The sequence below is a fragment of the Curtobacterium pusillum genome (genome assembly GCF_007673235.1).
GTDB lineage: Bacteria > Actinomycetota > Actinomycetes > Actinomycetales > Microbacteriaceae > Curtobacterium > Curtobacterium pusillum_C.
On the sequence record NZ_VDZH01000004.1, the window covers coordinates 19,130 to 34,143 of the forward strand.

At 73.1% G+C, this 15,014-nt stretch carries 17 protein-coding genes; 6 read left to right on the plus strand and 11 right to left on the minus strand.

Translation table 11 applies throughout. The features are described from left to right. Positions 1 to 16 precede the first annotated feature (16 nt). Together FS532_RS11770 and FS532_RS11775 are read left to right on the plus strand one after the other, a co-directional pair. On the plus strand, positions 17 to 766 hold the full coding sequence (locus FS532_RS11770) for a helix-turn-helix domain-containing protein (RefSeq protein ID WP_144754396.1): 750 nt from the start codon (positions 17 to 19) through the stop codon (positions 764 to 766). Then, complete coding sequence (locus FS532_RS11775) at positions 763 to 1,617, plus strand: Fic family protein (protein ID WP_222121986.1); 855 nt, start codon at positions 763 to 765, stop codon at positions 1,615 to 1,617. The genes FS532_RS11770 and FS532_RS11775 overlap by 4 nt, the downstream gene beginning before the upstream one ends. Before the next feature lie 59 nt (positions 1,618 to 1,676). On the opposite strand, the gene FS532_RS11780 is transcribed toward FS532_RS11775, so the two are convergent. From FS532_RS11780 to FS532_RS11790, 3 genes are read right to left on the minus strand one after another with little or no spacing between them, the layout of a single operon-like run. Then, positions 1,677 to 2,867, minus strand: a complete 1,191-nt coding sequence (locus FS532_RS11780) for a M28 family metallopeptidase (protein WP_144754399.1) — start codon at positions 2,865 to 2,867, stop codon at positions 1,677 to 1,679. Further along, positions 2,867 to 3,544, minus strand: a complete 678-nt coding sequence (locus FS532_RS11785; protein WP_144754402.1) for a TenA family protein — start codon at positions 3,542 to 3,544, stop codon at positions 2,867 to 2,869. Before FS532_RS11785 ends, FS532_RS11780 begins: the two co-directional genes overlap by 1 nt. Beyond that, on the minus strand, positions 3,526 to 4,275 hold the full coding sequence (locus FS532_RS11790) for a glutamine amidotransferase (protein ID WP_144754405.1): 750 nt from the start codon (positions 4,273 to 4,275) through the stop codon (positions 3,526 to 3,528). Before FS532_RS11790 ends, FS532_RS11785 begins: the two co-directional genes overlap by 19 nt. 156 nt (positions 4,276 to 4,431) lie before the next feature. Between FS532_RS11790 and FS532_RS11795 the strand changes: the two genes are divergently transcribed. Continuing rightward, positions 4,432 to 5,430 (plus strand): LacI family DNA-binding transcriptional regulator, encoded by a 999-nt coding sequence (locus FS532_RS11795; RefSeq protein WP_144754408.1) that lies wholly within the window; start codon positions 4,432 to 4,434, stop codon positions 5,428 to 5,430. Positions 5,431 to 5,435: 5 nt separating this feature from the next. Here the strand turns inward: FS532_RS11795 and FS532_RS11800 are convergent, their stop codons facing one another. The 3 genes from FS532_RS11800 to FS532_RS11810 form a co-directional block, all read right to left on the minus strand. Beyond that, positions 5,436 to 6,311, minus strand: a complete 876-nt coding sequence (locus FS532_RS11800; RefSeq protein WP_144754411.1) for an alpha/beta fold hydrolase — start codon at positions 6,309 to 6,311, stop codon at positions 5,436 to 5,438. Positions 6,312 to 6,411: 100 nt separating this feature from the next. Beyond that, positions 6,412 to 7,539, minus strand: coding sequence for an AraC family transcriptional regulator (locus FS532_RS11805; protein ID WP_144754414.1), 1,128 nt, complete (start codon positions 7,537 to 7,539; stop codon positions 6,412 to 6,414). Beyond that, positions 7,536 to 7,724 carry a hypothetical protein gene (locus tag FS532_RS11810; protein WP_144754417.1) on the minus strand — a complete coding sequence of 63 codons (189 nt, stop codon included), beginning with the start codon at positions 7,722 to 7,724 and terminating at the stop codon, positions 7,536 to 7,538. The genes FS532_RS11805 and FS532_RS11810 overlap by 4 nt, the downstream gene beginning before the upstream one ends. Positions 7,725 to 7,949: 225 nt before the next feature. Between FS532_RS11810 and FS532_RS11815 the strand changes: the two genes are divergently transcribed. Together FS532_RS11815 and FS532_RS11820 are read left to right on the plus strand one after the other, a co-directional pair. Next, positions 7,950 to 8,300, plus strand: a complete 351-nt coding sequence (locus tag FS532_RS11815; protein WP_144754420.1) for a GntR family transcriptional regulator — start codon at positions 7,950 to 7,952, stop codon at positions 8,298 to 8,300. Beyond that, positions 8,297 to 9,253 (plus strand): DUF1648 domain-containing protein, encoded by a 957-nt coding sequence (locus FS532_RS11820; RefSeq protein ID WP_144754423.1) that lies wholly within the window; start codon positions 8,297 to 8,299, stop codon positions 9,251 to 9,253. The genes FS532_RS11815 and FS532_RS11820 overlap by 4 nt, the downstream gene beginning before the upstream one ends. A 307-nt stretch (positions 9,254 to 9,560) precedes the next feature. Here the strand turns inward: FS532_RS11820 and FS532_RS11825 are convergent, their stop codons facing one another. Further along, on the minus strand, positions 9,561 to 10,319 hold the full coding sequence (locus FS532_RS11825; protein WP_144754426.1) for an SDR family NAD(P)-dependent oxidoreductase: 759 nt from the start codon (positions 10,317 to 10,319) through the stop codon (positions 9,561 to 9,563). An 82-nt stretch (positions 10,320 to 10,401) separates the two neighbouring features. Here FS532_RS11825 and FS532_RS11830 point away from each other — a divergent pair, with 82 nt between their 5' ends. Continuing rightward, the gene (locus tag FS532_RS11830; RefSeq protein WP_144754428.1) at positions 10,402 to 12,000 is read left to right on the plus strand and encodes a hypothetical protein; all 1,599 of its coding nucleotides are present in this window, start codon (positions 10,402 to 10,404) and stop codon (positions 11,998 to 12,000) included. Here the strand turns inward: FS532_RS11830 and FS532_RS11835 are convergent. From FS532_RS11835 to FS532_RS11850, 4 genes are read right to left on the minus strand one after another with little or no spacing between them, the layout of a single operon-like run. Further along, complete coding sequence (locus tag FS532_RS11835; RefSeq protein ID WP_144754431.1) at positions 11,990 to 12,907, minus strand: phosphogluconate dehydrogenase C-terminal domain-containing protein; 918 nt, start codon at positions 12,905 to 12,907, stop codon at positions 11,990 to 11,992. The two genes, FS532_RS11830 and FS532_RS11835, sit on opposite strands and share 11 nt — an antisense overlap. Then, entirely contained in the window at positions 12,904 to 13,737 is an 834-nt protein-coding gene (locus FS532_RS11840) for a sugar phosphate isomerase/epimerase family protein (protein ID WP_144754434.1), read from the minus strand. Before FS532_RS11840 ends, FS532_RS11835 begins: the two co-directional genes overlap by 4 nt. Next, the gene (locus FS532_RS11845; RefSeq protein ID WP_144754436.1) at positions 13,734 to 14,525 is read right to left on the minus strand and encodes a triose-phosphate isomerase family protein; all 792 of its coding nucleotides are present in this window, start codon (positions 14,523 to 14,525) and stop codon (positions 13,734 to 13,736) included. Before FS532_RS11845 ends, FS532_RS11840 begins: the two co-directional genes overlap by 4 nt. Then, complete coding sequence (locus FS532_RS11850; RefSeq protein ID WP_144754439.1) at positions 14,522 to 15,010, minus strand: ribose-5-phosphate isomerase; 489 nt, start codon at positions 15,008 to 15,010, stop codon at positions 14,522 to 14,524. Before FS532_RS11850 ends, FS532_RS11845 begins: the two co-directional genes overlap by 4 nt. Positions 15,011 to 15,014 lie beyond the last annotated feature (4 nt).

Here is a 15,014-nt window from a genome sequence, read left to right on the forward strand (position 1 = left end):
GTGAGACACTGGTCGCATGCGGTACCGCGATGCGCTCGAGTCCTTCCGGGATGCTGGGGCGGCCAGCGTCCAGGAGCTCGCCGCCCGGGCGGGCATCAGCCGACCCACGATGTACCGACTGCTCTCCGGTGCCGTTCCGCGCGCGGACGACCTCGAAGAACTCGCACTCGCGACGGGCTGGGATCTCGACATCAGCCTCCGTCCGCTCTCCGACCCGCTGGCCGCGGTCGCCGTCCGCGTCCTGCTGGGCGACGAGGCGTCCCTGCCGTGGGCGGCTGAATCCGAACCATGGCAGGAGCGACTCCGACGGTTCGTCGCCGCTCGGCCGAACAGCGACCGGGACATCGCGCTCGTCGACGAGGCCGGTCGCGCCGCCGCTCCGGCGAGACGCCCCGGTGCGCACCGCCTACGGGGGGACGACTGGAGCATCGACCGCCTCGTCTCGGCGGGCCGGGCCTCCGGGAGACGCTGGGCGCTGTCCGGGTGGGCAGCCCTCGACGGGCTCGGCATCGATGCGCACGCCCCGACGATCATGTGGGTGGAGGACGCGCACGCGGTGGGACAGCTCCTGCACGACAGCTTCCGATCGACCAGGTCGGACGACGCCGACCTCATCGTCGTCCCGGCGCACCCGTCCGTGTTCGCCGGGACCACCGCGGTCTCCGACGTCGAACTGGTCGCCCCACTGCAGGCGTTCATCGACACGGCGGGTCTCGGCGGGGATGCACGGGACCAGGTGCTGGCACACCTGGAGCGAGTCCGATGAGCGACACGCCTCGGTGGGCCGTCGGCTCGGAGCAGTACGTCAGACGTCCCGAACGCCCCGCACACGTCGACGCATCGGTCTCCACCGTCTCGACGCCGGACGACGCCCGCGCAGCGACGGGCGTGCGGTGGGATGCGACACGGATCGACTTCGGCCGCATCCGTCAGACCTCGACGGCGCGGTCGCGGTTCCGGTTCGAGCGCTCGATGCCGGACCTGGTCTGGAACGCAGCCGCGCTCGAGGGGAACACGTTCACCCTCCCCGAGGTGCGCACGCTCCTGGACGGCGTCACGATCGGCGGCAAACGCATCGAGGAAGCAGAGCAGGTGCTCGCCCTCGTCGATGGGTACGGCCGTCTGGACGATCTGGTGGGGCGCGGTGCGTTCACGCTGACCAAGGAGACCTCCGACGACCTGCACGGCCGGGTCGCCCGACACGAGGCGATCGAGTCAGGAGCGTTCCGGGGCGAGGGCGTCACGGGTGGCGGCGGGGCGGTGCAGCTCGCGAACGGCGGCTCCGTCGAGGGCGTGCCACAGGAACTGCTGCAGGAGCGCTTGGAGGGGATGCTGGACTACCTGGGCACGCTTCGTGACCCACGCGAACGCGCACTCGGCTACTTCGCGGCGGCGACCCGGTCGCAGTTCTACTTCGACGGCAACAAGCGCACCGCTCGGTTGATGATGTCGGGCGTCCTCATGGCGGCGGGGTACGAGGTGGTGAACGTACCGTTCGCGCGCAAGTACGAGTTCAACCAGGCGCTCGACGTGTTGTTCACCGACGATGACGCGACGCCCCTGATGGCGTTCATCGCGGACTGCGCGACCACCCCGGCGCCCGAGGCGGCGGACTGACCCGAACGAGCACTGACCCGAACGAGCACTGTCCCGAACGAACACCGCCGTGATCGACCTCAGAGCAGACCGGGCGCCGGCGTGCGCTCGGGTCGCCGCATCGTCTCGGCGAGCGACCGCGCGAGCGGCACCGTCCACGCGATGTTCCGCGCGATGGCCGGGTCCGGGACGTCCTCCGGCTGGTGCAGCCGGTGCAGGTCGTTGAACGTGCAGAACACCGACGGGATCCCGGCGGCGTGGAACGAGGCGTCGTCGGTGCCGCGGGTCGGCGGGAAGCGGTCCACCGTGGTGAGCGTTCGTGCGGTGGCGCGGGCGTAGTCGCAGATCGCGTCCCGGACGGCGAACCCGAACCGCTCCGGCCCGACGAACGTCTCGAGGTGGTCTCCGCGGCCGAGTCCGTCGATGTTCAGCACGAAGTCGATCGCGTCGCGCGCGGCCGGGTCGAGATGCTCGACGTGGTGGCGGGAGCCGAGCAGGTGCCACTCCTCGGCGGTGAACCACACGATGCGCACGGGGCGTGGTGGCGGTGAGACAGCCCAGAGCCGTGCGAGTTCGAGGAGCGCGATCGATCCGCTGCCGTTGTCGTAGGCCCCGACGGTGTTGTAGAAGGAGTCCAGGTGGCCGCAGACCACGACCGTGCCGGACACCGCGGGGTCGGACGAGCCGGGCTCGGACGCCGCGATCTCGACGATCAGGTTGTCGGACACCGAGCGGTCCCGCGGCCCGGAGTCGAGCGACACCTCGACCGTCACCCGCTCGTGGTCGGCGATCCACTCGGCGAGCTGCAGGCCGTCGAGCCGCCCGATCGCCAGGTGCGCGACACCGTCGTCGGAGCCGGCGGGCAGGGGCTGGGGTGCCGCGGGCCCGTCGTCCCGTGCGTGCACGACCGCGGCGATCCGGCCACGGGTGTCCCGCACGCCGAACCGCTGCCACACGATCGAGTCGCCCCAGATCCCCTCGGGGCCGAGCACCTCGAGGTGACCGCGGACGACCCCGTCGGTGCCCGCGCTCCAGAGCATGGGCCACGCCGGGAGTTCCCGCTCGACGGGCGCGGTGACGAGCACACGCCGTACGGTGCCGGGGTGCCAGCCGGGCAGCGAGACGGGCTCACGGCGGACTGCGTGGCCCATCGCGACGAGTTCGGACTCCACCCAGGCGCTGGCGGCCCGCATCGTCTCGGTGCCGTGGAACCGCGGTCCGTGGGCGACCAGGGCCTCGAGCTGGGACAGGGCGTGGGCTTCGGTGGTCATCAGGTCCTCGTCGGGTCGGCGTAGACGGAATCGTGGAAGGCGTCCTCGGCGCGGAGCGTGTCCCGGAACCAGCCGATCACGGTGTCGTCGTCGATCGCCTCGGGGATGGCGTCGACCGCGGCGGCGAGGGCTCGGACCCCGGCGGCGAACGGGGGCGCGGTGTGCAGGGCGATCCAGGCCTCGAGGTCGGTGAACCGCTCGACGGGCTGGGCCGCCGCGCGGCCGCACCAGCCGGCGTACAGCGTCTCGGCCGCGAACATCGCGGTGACGGCTGCGGGCGCACCGTGCTCGGTGGTGAGCCGGAGGACGTGGGAGGCGAGCACCTCGGACCGCGCGACGGCGTCGGCGAGGTGATCCGCGCCTCCCGGCCATCGGACGCGCGTCGCGCGGAACCAGCCCAGCTGTTCGCCGACCAGCGCACCGACGGTCCGGGCGTGGGCGGCGGACTCCGCCCAGTCGGGAGCCGCCCACGTGAGGTAGCCCGTGACGCGGGTGGCGGTCCGGACGAAGCGCTCCTCGATCGCCAGGTAGGCGGCGAAGGCGTCGTCGTCGACGGTGCCGTCGGTGGCTTCGCGGACGAAGCGCACCTCGGCGGAGCGGGCGAGCGCACCGGCGCACGCGGCGACCACCCGCTCGCTGCGTCCGTCCGGCACGAGGGTCACCGAGCCGTCAGCCACCGGACGAGCCCGTCGAACAGCGCCGGGTACCCGGCCCACGTCTCACAGAACGCCGGCGGCGCCCAGTGCGGCGAGCAGTCGCTCGTGAAGACGGCGGTGCGCCCGGCGCCCTCGGTGCGGACCGCCACGAGCGGGTCGCCGTCGATCGTCACGGGGACCTCGGCGTCGGCCTTGGCGGTGAGGCGGTTGTACCCGAGGAGCGCCGGCCAGGCGCCGTCGACGCCCGACAGCACGGGGTGGGCGGGATCGTGCACGACGGCGACCGAACCGGCGGGTCGCTCGACGCGGTCGTCGTACGGGGCGATGTCGACCGGGAGCACGTCGGCGATCCGGGTGCCGGCGTACGCCCCGCGCGCCTGCCAGCCGGAGAACGACAGGTAGCCGCCGATCATGAGGAGTGCGCCACCGGCGGTGACCCAGTCGGCGAGGGTCGCGATGCGGTCCGCCCCGGCGACCGAGCGCTCGAACACGCCGGGGGCGAGCTGCAGCGAGTTCGCGCCGATGTCGGAGAGGACGACGACGTCGTACTCGGCCAGTGCATCCGGGGTCTCCGGGAAGTCGGTCGGCACGAGGTGGCCGGGCAGGTGCACGACCTCGTGGCCGGTGGCGGTGAGGGCGGTCCGGAGCTGCGTGACGCCCTCGGCGTAGGAGTGGACGGTGAACTCGTCGACGCCCTTCGCGTGGGTCGTGGTCGTGATCCAGCTCTCGCCGGCGATGAGGATGCGGGCCATGGGGTGTCCTGTGGTTCTCGTTCGGGGTCGGGACGATCGCGTTGGCAATCGATTGCCCTGAAACGCTATCCGGAGCGGCGTGCGCATGGGTTACGGTTGCGTTACGCCGGGCCTGGAGGCTCGGCAAACGTTCCCCAGAAACCCTCCGGAGACCGCATGGCCGTCACCCTCGCCGACGTCGCCGCCCGCGCGGGCGTCTCGACCACGACGGCGTCGCGTGTCCTGGCGCGCTCACGCGCGGTCTCCCCCGGCGTCCAGGCCGCCGTCGAACGGGCGGCGTCGGAGCTCGGCTACGCCGGCAACGGGGTCGCCCGCGCGCTCCGACGACAGCGCACCGACGCCGTCGGCATGGTGGTCCCGAGCATCCGGAACCCGTTCTTCACGGCGCTCGTCGACGCGGTCGAACGGACCCTGCAGACCACCGGCCGTGTGCTGTACCTGTGCGACGCCCGCGACGACGTCACGGTGGAGGCACAGCACCTGCGGTCACTCGTCGCGCGCGGCGTGGACGGGATCGTCGTCAGCCCCTGCGCCGACGACCGGAGCACCGCCGCCGTGGTCGAGGCGGCGGCACGCGTCCCGCTCGTGCAGCTCGACCGACACGTGCCCGAACCGGTGGCGGACTGGGTCGGGCTCGACGACCGCGCGGCGATGGACCTGGTGGTCGACCGGCTCGCAGCGCGTGGGGTCCGCGCCGCGGGGTTCGTCACGGCCGCGGTGGCGAACTCGTCCACCCGCGAGCGCGCCGCGGGCTTCGCCGACGCCTGTGCCCGTGTCGGCATCCGCACCGACCCGGCGTGGACGGTGACCGGGGCGTTCACGATCGCGGACGGCATCGCGGCTGGGCAGCGGTTCGTCGAACTCGGTGCCGCGCGCCCCGATGCCGTCGTCTGCGCGGACGACCTGCTCGCCATCGGGGTGTCGCACGCACTCCGGGGCGCCGGTTTCGACATCCCCGCCGACGTCGCGGTCACGGGCCTCGACGACCTCGAGTTCGCCCCGTACGTGTCCCCGCCGCTCACGACCGTCCGCCAGCCGACCGACCGGATGGCCGAGGAGGTCCTGCGGCTGCTCGACCGTCCGCCCGGTGCGACGCGGACGCCCGGCACCCGGATCGCGCTCCCGCCGACGTTGGTCGTCCGCGCGTCGGCGTGAGGCGTTCAGGCCTGGCGGAGGTGCTCGCGCACGCGGGCCTGCACGGCCTCGGCGTCGGGGTGGTCCCAGAGCGCGAAGTGCGTGCCGCCGGGCAGGACGGCGAGTTCGGCGCCGGGCACCTCGGCCGCCGCACGGGCGCTGTGCGACGGGAGCACGTCGGTGTCCGCGTCGCCGTGCACGAGCAGCGTCGGGGCACGGACCGCCGTCAGGCCGAGGTCGTCGATCGCCCCGAGGTTCCGGACGTCGGTGTCCCAGCCGTCGCGGTGCGGCCCCGAGGTGTTGCCCGTCCGGGCGAGGTCGAGCACGAACGCTCGACGGACGGGATCGTGCAGCACGCCGGCGACGTGGTCCCGCAGCGCCGACCCGCGCAGCGAGCTCACGCCGCCCACCGCCAGCCGGACGACCGTCCTCGGGAGCAGTCGCGCGGCCGCCCGCGCGAGCGACGCCCCGAACGCGGTGCCCCCGACGAGCCGTTCCGGCGCGGAGACCTCCGGCGGCGCCCAGGGGCCGGTCAGTCCGGCGGCCACCACGAGGGACCGGACACGATCGGGGTGGCGGACGGCGAACCGGTACGCGGCCGGGCCGCCACCCGACCAGGCGAGCACGCCGACCCGGTCGAGGCCGAGGCCGTCGAGCACGGCGGCGTAGAGGTCGGCCTCGTCGTCGAGCGACGGAGCGTCGGTCGGGAGCGGGGTCCGGAGGTACCCGGGCCGGGAGAGCGTGACGACACGGAAGTCGGTCGACGGCAGGAACCGCGCCATGATCTCCGCGACGTCGATGCCACCGGGCGTCCCGTGCACGACCAGGACCGGTGCGCCGACGCCGCGGGTGGCGACCTCGGCACCGGCCGCGGTCGCGGCCGGACACGTCTCGGGCTGCATCACCCGACGATATCCGCGCGACCACGGGACGGGCTGGGCGGGACCACGGAACGCACCCCGTGCCTCCAGTCCGTCCTGATGGTCGACTCAGGACCGGTGGTCAACCGAGCAGGGATGCCCGCCGGTCGGTGCCGTCGGTCCGCTCCGAGACGGCGATGAGCCGACGGCGGCCGCGGAGCGTGTCGCCCGGGTACTCGCCGTACGTCGCGAAGTAGGCGCCCGAGAACCGGCCCATGTGCCGGAACCCGCAGGACTGCGCGACCGCGGCGACCGACGTCTCCCGCGCATCCGCGAGCTGCAGACCGAGTCGCGCCTTCTCGAGCCGGAGGTCGCGCAGGTACCCCATCGGGGTGCTGCCCTCCCGTCGTTGGAAGGCCTCCTGCAGGGTGCGGACGCTGACCTCGGCGGCGGCGGCGATGTCCGTCGCCGCGAGCGACCGGTCGAAGTGCGCGTACATGAAGGCCTTCGCGCGGGCCAGGGTGCCGACGGGGACCCCGAGGTCGAGCTCGTCCGGGGCCGGCCGGAACGCGTCGAGGGCAGCCTCGGCCAGTCGCAGGTCGAGCACCGCCCGGTCGCCGTCGACCACGTCGACGTCGAGCATCGGGCGCGCGATCTCGCGGAGGACGGACTGCAGCGGGGCGAGGCGCTCCGGGGACACCGCCACCGGGAAGCCGAGGGGCATCGGAGCGGACTCGGTGCCCACGACCGCGACGGCCTCCAGGAAGTCGGCGTCGAAGTGCACGAAGTGGACGGTCCCCGGGTCGGCGGCCACCCGGAAGGAGCGACCCGCCGGGAGCATGACGGGGACCCCGGCGTGCAGGCCGACGGGTTCGTCGCGGTCACCGTCGATCGTGACGTTCCCCTCCACCGACCACGCGAGCAGGTACTGCCGCTGCGGGGCGAGGAGGCCGGCCCGGCGTGCGGAGACCGACGAGGTGCGGAGGCTCACGCGACCGTCGCCCGTGGCCCGGTACCGGAAGCCGAAGCCGGTGCCGTCGAGGGCGACGGCGAAGTCGGGGCTGTCGTAGACGCCTCGGTAGAACGCGACCGCCTCGTCGGGGTCGGTGCCGCTGCGGACGGTCTCGCGGACCGCGGTCTGGCGGAGCTCCTCGGTCGGCACTCCGGTGAGCGGGCCGACCGGCTCGACGCGGGCGGACTCCGGGCCGACCGGCTCGGCGCGGGCGGACTCCGTGCCGTCCGACGCCGGTCCGGCGGTCGCGGTGGTCACGTGCGCTCCGCTCCGTCGAGCCGACGGGTGCGGGCACGAGGGCGTCCGCCGTTGCTCATGAGGTCGGCGAGCGAGGGCTCCGACTCGACCGGCACGGCCCATCCACGCCGTGTCGCCTTCCGGAGGTGCCGGTAGGTGGTCACCCGGACCGGCTGGACGTCGTCGTTCGATTCGTACGTGGTCATGCCGTGCTCCCTGTTCGAGACCCCTGGTTCCGCGTCGGCTTCTTCGGGTTGGCCGGACGTCCAGGACGGTCCTCGGGGTCACGGAGGTGTCACGGGAGCGCCTCTGGGACGCAGAGTGAGATCGTCGTTGTGCGTGACGCTACGCGCACCCCGGACAGCGATGCGGACCGGGCACCCAGTCCGCGCTATCCGGACGCCAGCGCATTGTTCGCATACAATGCAAACATGTTGATCACCGTCGACCCGGCTGCGAAGGCATCGCTCGCCGAGCAGGTCGCCGCCCAGGTCCGGTACGCCATCGCCCGCGGTGAGCTCCGGAGCGGCGAACGCCTGCCGTCCGCGCGCGACCTCGCCGCCGCCGTCGACGTCAACATGCACACGGTGCTCCGCGCCTACGCCCAGCTGCAGGACGACGGGCTCATCGAGCTCCGCCGCGGCCGGGGTGCGACCGTGCTCCGGTCCGGCAACGCGTCGTTCGACCGGCTCCGCACGCTCGTCGTGGAGCTCCGTGACCAGGCGGAGACCCTCGGGGTCCCGCTCGACGACCTGTTCACGATGATCAAGGGGGCACGATGACGACACGATCGATGGGGACCGGGGCACGGGTGGCGGTGGTGGCACCGTCCGTCGTGGTGGCGGCAGCGCTCGTCGTGGTGGCCGTGACGGTCGGGCCGAGACTGCCGGCCGGGGTCGCGACGCACTTCGACGGCAGCGGCACGCCGAACGGGTGGGGGTCCCCGTGGGTGTTCTTCTGGATCACCGCGGCGGTCGCGGTCGGTGCGATCGTCCTCGCGGTCGCCGCACTGCGGTTCCGCGACCGGCGCACCGCCGCGATGCTGACGCTCGTCGCGCACCTGCTCGCCGGCGTCCTCGTCACCGTCTGGATCGTGATCGCGCTGACGAACACGGCCGGCGACCCGACGATGCCGTGGTGGTGGACCGTGGTCGCACTCGTGGTGGCGGTCGCCGCAGCCCTGCCGCCGGCGCTCGTGCTCGTCCGGGCCGCTCCCCCGGTGCCCGCGCACGACGTCCGGCCGCTCGACGTGGCCCCGGACGCCCGGGTCGCCTGGCGTGCACGGATCGGTAGCCGGTTGTTCGCCGGGATCGGCGCCGCGGTGGTGCTCGTCGGAGCGCTCGCGACGTGGCTGACGGCGACGGAGGACCTCGGCATCGCGGTGTTCACGGGCGCCGTGATGGTGCTCGCGGGCCTCTCCGCGTTCGTCCTCGCCCGGGTCGAGGTCACCGTCGACCGGCGCGGGATGCGGCTCACCTCGACCTGGACGCGGATCCCGCTCATGCGCGTGCCGCTCGACCGCATCGAGTCGTGCGGGTTCGAGGACGTCTCGCCCGGACAGTGGGGCGGGTGGGGCTACCGGATCTCGGGACGCGGTGTCGCGTACGTGGCGCGGTCCGGGCCCGGGCTCGTCGCGCGGCTGCGTGGCGGGGGCGCCCGGATGGTGACGGTGCCCGACGCCGAGCGCGGCGCGGCGGCGCTCGGGGCGCTGCTCGCGGCGCGCGAGTCCGCGTAGCGCGCGGGCCGCTCCGCGCGGCGCGCGGCCCGTTCAGTGAGCAGAAATGGTCGGGTCCGCGATCTGGACCCGACGTTTTCTGCTCACCGTCTGCAGCCTGGAGGCGCGTGGCGGGCCCGCCCCGTGCCTCCAGTCCGGTGTTCAGTCCGTCCCGGGAAAGCGACACGTTGCTCGGAAGCCGCGCGGTCTCCGTCGCGAGGGCGACAGATTGCCGCGGAACCCCCGCGGGAATCTGTCGCTTCGGCGGAACCGGCCAGCCCGCCGGGCCAGACCCGGCCCGGCCCGGCCCGACCCAGCGCAGTCGGCGCTACAGGCTCGTCATGCCCCCGTCGACGCGGAACACCGCACCCGTCGCGTACGCCGACTCGTCGCTCGCCAGGTAGACCATGATCCCGGTGACGTCGTCGGGCGTCCCGGGGCGACCGAGCGGCGTCCGCGACACGATCGCCGCGCGCGCCGAGGGGTCGCCCGAGATCGTCGACACGAGCGACGTCTCGGTGTAGCCGGGCACCACGGTGTTCACCCGGATGCCGGCCCGCGCGTACGCCATCGCCGTCGCCCGGACGAGCGCGTGGACGCCGCCCTTCGTCGACGAGTACGCAGCGAAGTCCGCTCCCTCGCCGTTCAGTCCGGTCGGGGACCCCGTCGCGATGATCGACCCACCGCCACCGGCGAGCATCGCCCGCACGGCGTGCTTGACCGTCAGGAAGGTGCCCGTGAGGTTGACCGACACGGTGCGGTTCCAGGTCTCGAGGGAGACGTCCGCGACCTTGGCGTCATGACCGAAGAGCTGCACGCCGGCGTTCGCGACGACGACGTCGGGGGTGGCTCCGCGGGCGGCGAGGTCGGCGAACCCGGCTGCGACGCTGGCCTCGTCGGCGATGTCCACGGTGAGGGCGATCGCCCCGTCCCCGGCAGCATCCGCCGCGCTCGTCGCCGCAGCGGCGTCCCGGTCGGCGTAGACGACCCGTGCCCCCTCGGCGACGAAGCGGTCCGCGATCGCGCGGCCGATCCCCGCTCCGGCACCGGTCACCAGTGCGGTCCGGCCGGTCAGTCGTGCGGTCATGCGTGTGCTCCGTCCTCGGAGCACCCTTGCTCCACGAAGCCCATCATTGCGCAACCGGTTGACCGACTGCTAGCAAGGGACCATGAGCGACGATGCCTGGGACGACACAGCCGACCCGCCCGACGAGGTCGTCGCCGTCGGACCCTGGCGGTTCGTGCTGCGGGGCGCCGAGATCGCCGACGTGACCCACCGCGGGATCACCGTCCTCCGGGCGATCCGGTTCGTCACCCGCGACCACGACTGGCGAACCGCGTACGACACCGTCCTCCGCCGCACGGTGGAGACGGACGACGATGTCCCGAGCGCCCACGTCCGCATCGATGCGACGAGCAGGTACGACGACGCGCCCGTGCTCGAGTACCGGCTCGACGTCGTCCTCGACGGCGGCACGGTGCACGTCGACGCGGTCGGCACCACGACCACCGCGTTCCGCCGCAACCGCATCGGCCTGGTCGTCCTGCACCCGCCGGCCCTCGCGGGGACGCCGTTCACCACCCGGCACACGACCGCGGCACCGACCGAGAGCACCTTCCCGGTCTGGATCGCACCGCACCAGCCGGCCACGGACGTCGTCGGCTACGAGTGGACCGTCGACGGCATCGACGTCGACGTGTCCCTGACGGGCGACGGCTTCGAGATGGAGGACCAGCGCAACTGGACCGACGCCTCGTTCAAGACGTACTCGACGCCGCTGTCCGAGCCGTTCCCCGTCGCGCTCGACGCCGACACCGCGATCCACCAGTCCGTGACGCTCGCCTGCGGTCCGTCAGGCACGCCACGGCCTGGAGGCACGACCTCCCCCGCCACGGACCTCGCGCTGCTCGACGGCGCGGCCTCCACCCCCGTGGGCACCCCGCCGACGATCCAGCTGCTCGCCGCGTCGGCCCCGGCCGCTGCGCGTCCGGACGACCTCGCGCTCGCGCGCGGCGTGCCGATCCTCGTCGAACCCGTCCTCGGCGACCTGAACGTCGCCGCGGTCCTCGCCTCGGCGCGACACGACGCCGGTGACGCCCCGCTCGACGTCCGGTTCGTGACCGACGACCCGGCCCTGCTGCGCGCGGCGATCGACGACGTGCTCGAGTCCGGGCCCGTGGTCCGGGTGGGTGCGTTCGATCCGTCGACCCACGTGACGACGCCGGCGCTCCAGCGGGCACTCCGTGCGGCGGTCGCGGCGCACGGCGACGGCCTCGGCGTGGTGGCCGGCACGCGCGCGCACTTCACCGAGCTGAACCGCACGATCGACCTCTACAGCGACTGGGACGGCCCGCTGACCTTCAGCGTGACGCCGCAGATGCACGACCGGTCCCGTGCCCAGGTGACCGAGTCGGTGCGGATGCAGCGCTGGGTGATGAGCAGTGCCTCCAGGCTGGCCGCCGGCAGGCCGCTCCACGTCGGACCGGTGACCCTGCGGCCGCGGTTCAACGCGGTGGCGACGTCGCCGCGACGGATCGTGACGGACACGTCCGTGGTGGCCGGCTACGGGCCGCAGTTCGTGCCGGACGCGACGGATCCGGGGCAGTACTCGGCGGCAGCTGCGGCGTGGTTCGCCGCCGCCGTGGAGGCGCTCACGGTGCCCGGCGTCGCCTCGATCACGCTCGCCGAGGCGTGGGGACCACGAGGAACGCCCCGCCGGAAGGGGGTCGGCGGGGCGTTCCGGTCAGTGGGGCCGATCAGCGCTTGACGGCGTCGATCTTCAGCATCTTGGCGATGACCGAGTCGAGCTCGCTGTCGTCGAAGACCTGCTTCCAGTCCTCCTTGATGAGCTTCTCGCGGCCGTAGCCCATCGCGATGTGGCAGGCGTCCGAGAACGGGTTCGATCCGCGCAGGCCGTTCGTCAGGGCGATCCAGGTGTGGCCGTAGAGCATGGCGCGGGCGGCCTCGCGCGGGACGCCGACGCCGGTGACGGTCTCCTCGAGCGCGTCGTTGAGGAAGTCGCCGATCATGCAGGCGATGGTCTCGACGAGGGTCGGCTCGAGCACGGCGAGCTGCTTCACCGTGACCCAGTGCACCTGGATGACCGGTGCGTACATGGTCGTGATGACGGACTCGGCGATGGCCTTGGCGCTGTCGTCGGCGTCACCGAGCGACTCGGACGCGTCGAAGGCCGCGATGACCTCCTGCGGGGCGGCGATGCCACCGAAGGTGTCGTCCCACTCCTCCTTGGTCGTGCGCTCGAGGAACACCGACGGGTGGCACGGGTGCGCCACGGCGTAGTGGATGTCCTCGCGCTTGGCGAGCAGGCCCGCGTAGGCGGCGGCCGGGTCGAGCGTCAGGATCGTGGCGCCGGCCTTCATGGCGGGGACGAGCTGCTCGGAGATGCTGCCGAGCAGGACGTCGGGGACGGCGAGGATCACGACGTCGGCGACCTTGGCGGCCTCGACACTGTCGGTGAGCGACCGGCCGAGGGCCTCGATGCGCTCCTGACCGGCGGGCGAGGCCTCGCTGTACAGCGTCGTGTACTCGCTCTTCGCGAAGTTGTTCGAGACGCGGGTGCCCATCTTGCCGCCGGCACCGATCACGGCGACGGTGACGTCGGCCGTACCGGATCCGGCAGCGACGGTGTGGGTGGTGGTGACGGTGTCGGTCATGATTCCTTGCTCCTGATGTACTCGATGGTGTGTTCGGTCCACTCCGCCTCGATGCGGGTGGTGGTCTGTGCGGGGTCGTCGGTGTTGCCGACGGACGTGTCCTGCCAGGGCAGCCAGAACTCGATGACCCGGTTGATCCCACGGGCGTCCGGGTCGATGGCGGCGCGGACGGCGTCGTGGTCCAGGACCCCCGTGCCGGTGCGGACGCCGGTGTACTGGAACCCGACCCAGCCCGGCGAGCGGGTGAAGCCGGAGTCCTTGACGTGCCAGTTGACGACGTGCGGAGCCGTCATCGCGACGACGTCGGCGGGCTGCTCGAGCCGCGCGACGGTGTTCGCCGGGTCCAGGCAGACGCCGAGGCGGTCGGACCCGATCGCCCGGACCACGGCCACGAGGTCGGCGGTCGCCACCACCTCGTAGGTCTCCAGCGCGAGCGTGACGCCGGCAGCCTCGTAGGCGGGCAGTGCCTGGCGCAGGCGTCGCTCGGTCTCCGCCGCGTCGGGCTGGTCGTCGCCGCTCGTCCACATCGACCGGACGAGGGTCGCGCTGAGCACCTGCGCGATGTGCAGGTACCGCGCGAGGTGCGCCGGGTCCGTGCCGCGGGTGCCGACCTCGAGCGCGAGCCCGAGCTCGTCGGCCAGTGCCCGGATCGCGGCCAGGCGGTCGTCCGACGCAGTGTCGAGCGGCAGGTGGTCGCAGATCTGGAAGAGGTCGACGCCGTCGTGCGCTGCCGCGTCGCGGAGCGCGTCGTCGAGGGACATCGGCGACGCCACGCGGTCGGACATCCGCCAGAAGTAGGCGTAGGTGGACAGGCCGAGCAGGGAGGTCATGCGGTCGCCTCCAGCTGTGCGGTTTCGTCGAGGATCGTGCGGATCGCCTCGGGGTCGTGCGCGAAGCGGCCGAGGAACAGCCCGCCGATGTGCCCCTGCCCGCGGGTGAGCAGGCCGGGTCCGGCGCTGCCGCCGTAGATCGCGGTGCTGCCACGCAGCTCGGGTCGCGCGGCGAGGTACTGCTCGATGCCGGCGAGCACCGCGACGATGTGGTCGTCGGGCGCGGGCGCGGGGGCGCCGATGGCCCAGACCGGCTCGTAGGCGGCGATGACCGGTCCGGCGAGGCCGTCCGCGGTCGCGGTCGCCAGGAAGCGGTCGAGCTGCGCGGTCACCTCGTCGACGGCGGTCTGACTGGAGGCACGACTCACCTCGCCGACGCAGACCAGCGGACGCAGGTGGTTGCGGAAGGCGGCGTGCACCTTCCCCGCGACCTCGTCGTCGGTCTCGTGGAACAGGGAGCGCCGCTCCGCGTGCCCGATCTCGACGAGGTCGACGCCGATCTCACGGAGTTCGGCGCCGGACACCTCGCCGGTGTAGGCACCGTTGTCCGCCCACGCCAGGTCCTGCGCGCCGAGCGTCACGGGAGCGTCTCCGATCACCTCGCGCACCGGGACGAGCGCGGGGAACGTCGGGATGACGAAGAACTCCACCGTGCCGGACTGCACCGCGGGGTGGGTCCGGGCGATGTCGGCCACGGCGGCCGCCCACTCGAGCGTCCGGGCGTGGGAGAAGTACATCTTCAGCGACACCCCGATCGTGATCGGGGCGGCTGCCGTGGTGGCGGTCACCGGGCGTCGGTCCCGACCGGGGCGGAGCCGTCGTAGGTGCAGATCGCCTGGACCTTCTCGGCTGAGGCGCTCGACGGGTCGAAGGTGTAGCCGAGCCACTCCTTCGCCATGCGCCGGGCGACCTCGACGCCGACGACGCGCTGGCCCATGCAGAGCACCTGGGCGTCGTTGCTGAGGATCGAGCGCTCGACGCTGAACGAGTCGTGCGCGGTGACGGCACGGATGCCCGGGACCTTGTTCGCCGCGATCGCGACACCGAGGCCGGTGCCGCAGATCAGGATCGCGCGGTCCGCCTCGCCGTTCGCGACGAGGCGTGCGGCGTCGACCGCCACGTGCGGGTACGCGGTGTGCCCGTCCGCGTCGACACCGACGTCGGTGACGCTGACCACCCGCGGGTCCTTCGCCAGGTCGGCCTTGATGATCTCCTTGTAGTCGAAGCCGGCGTCGTCCGAGCCGACGACGATGCGGAACTGCTGCTCGGTCATGGGG

Excerpts from the sequence above, each read along its gene's own strand:
- FS532_RS11770 (WP_144754396.1), top strand. The coding sequence starts at position 17 with ATGCGGTACCGCGATGCGCTCGAGTCCTTCCGGGATGCTGGGGCGGCC.
- FS532_RS11775 (WP_222121986.1), top strand. The coding sequence starts at position 763 with ATGAGCGACACGCCTCGGTGGGCCGTCGGCTCGGAGCAGTACGTCAGA.
- FS532_RS11780 (WP_144754399.1), bottom strand. The coding sequence starts at position 2,867 with ATGACCACCGAAGCCCACGCCCTGTCCCAGCTCGAGGCCCTGGTCGCC.
- FS532_RS11790 (WP_144754405.1), bottom strand. The coding sequence starts at position 4,275 with ATGGCCCGCATCCTCATCGCCGGCGAGAGCTGGATCACGACCACGACC.
- FS532_RS11795 (WP_144754408.1), top strand. The coding sequence starts at position 4,432 with ATGGCCGTCACCCTCGCCGACGTCGCCGCCCGCGCGGGCGTCTCGACC.
- FS532_RS11800 (WP_144754411.1), bottom strand. The coding sequence starts at position 6,311 with ATGCAGCCCGAGACGTGTCCGGCCGCGACCGCGGCCGGTGCCGAGGTC.
- FS532_RS11810 (WP_144754417.1), bottom strand. The coding sequence starts at position 7,724 with ATGACCACGTACGAATCGAACGACGACGTCCAGCCGGTCCGGGTGACC.
- FS532_RS11815 (WP_144754420.1), top strand. The coding sequence starts at position 7,950 with ATGTTGATCACCGTCGACCCGGCTGCGAAGGCATCGCTCGCCGAGCAG.
- FS532_RS11820 (WP_144754423.1), top strand. The coding sequence starts at position 8,297 with ATGACGACACGATCGATGGGGACCGGGGCACGGGTGGCGGTGGTGGCA.
- FS532_RS11825 (WP_144754426.1), bottom strand. The coding sequence starts at position 10,319 with ATGACCGCACGACTGACCGGCCGGACCGCACTGGTGACCGGTGCCGGA.
- FS532_RS11830 (WP_144754428.1), top strand. The coding sequence starts at position 10,402 with ATGAGCGACGATGCCTGGGACGACACAGCCGACCCGCCCGACGAGGTC.
- FS532_RS11835 (WP_144754431.1), bottom strand. The coding sequence starts at position 12,907 with ATGACCGACACCGTCACCACCACCCACACCGTCGCTGCCGGATCCGGT.
- FS532_RS11840 (WP_144754434.1), bottom strand. The coding sequence starts at position 13,737 with ATGACCTCCCTGCTCGGCCTGTCCACCTACGCCTACTTCTGGCGGATG.
- FS532_RS11850 (WP_144754439.1), bottom strand. The coding sequence starts at position 15,010 with ATGACCGAGCAGCAGTTCCGCATCGTCGTCGGCTCGGACGACGCCGGC.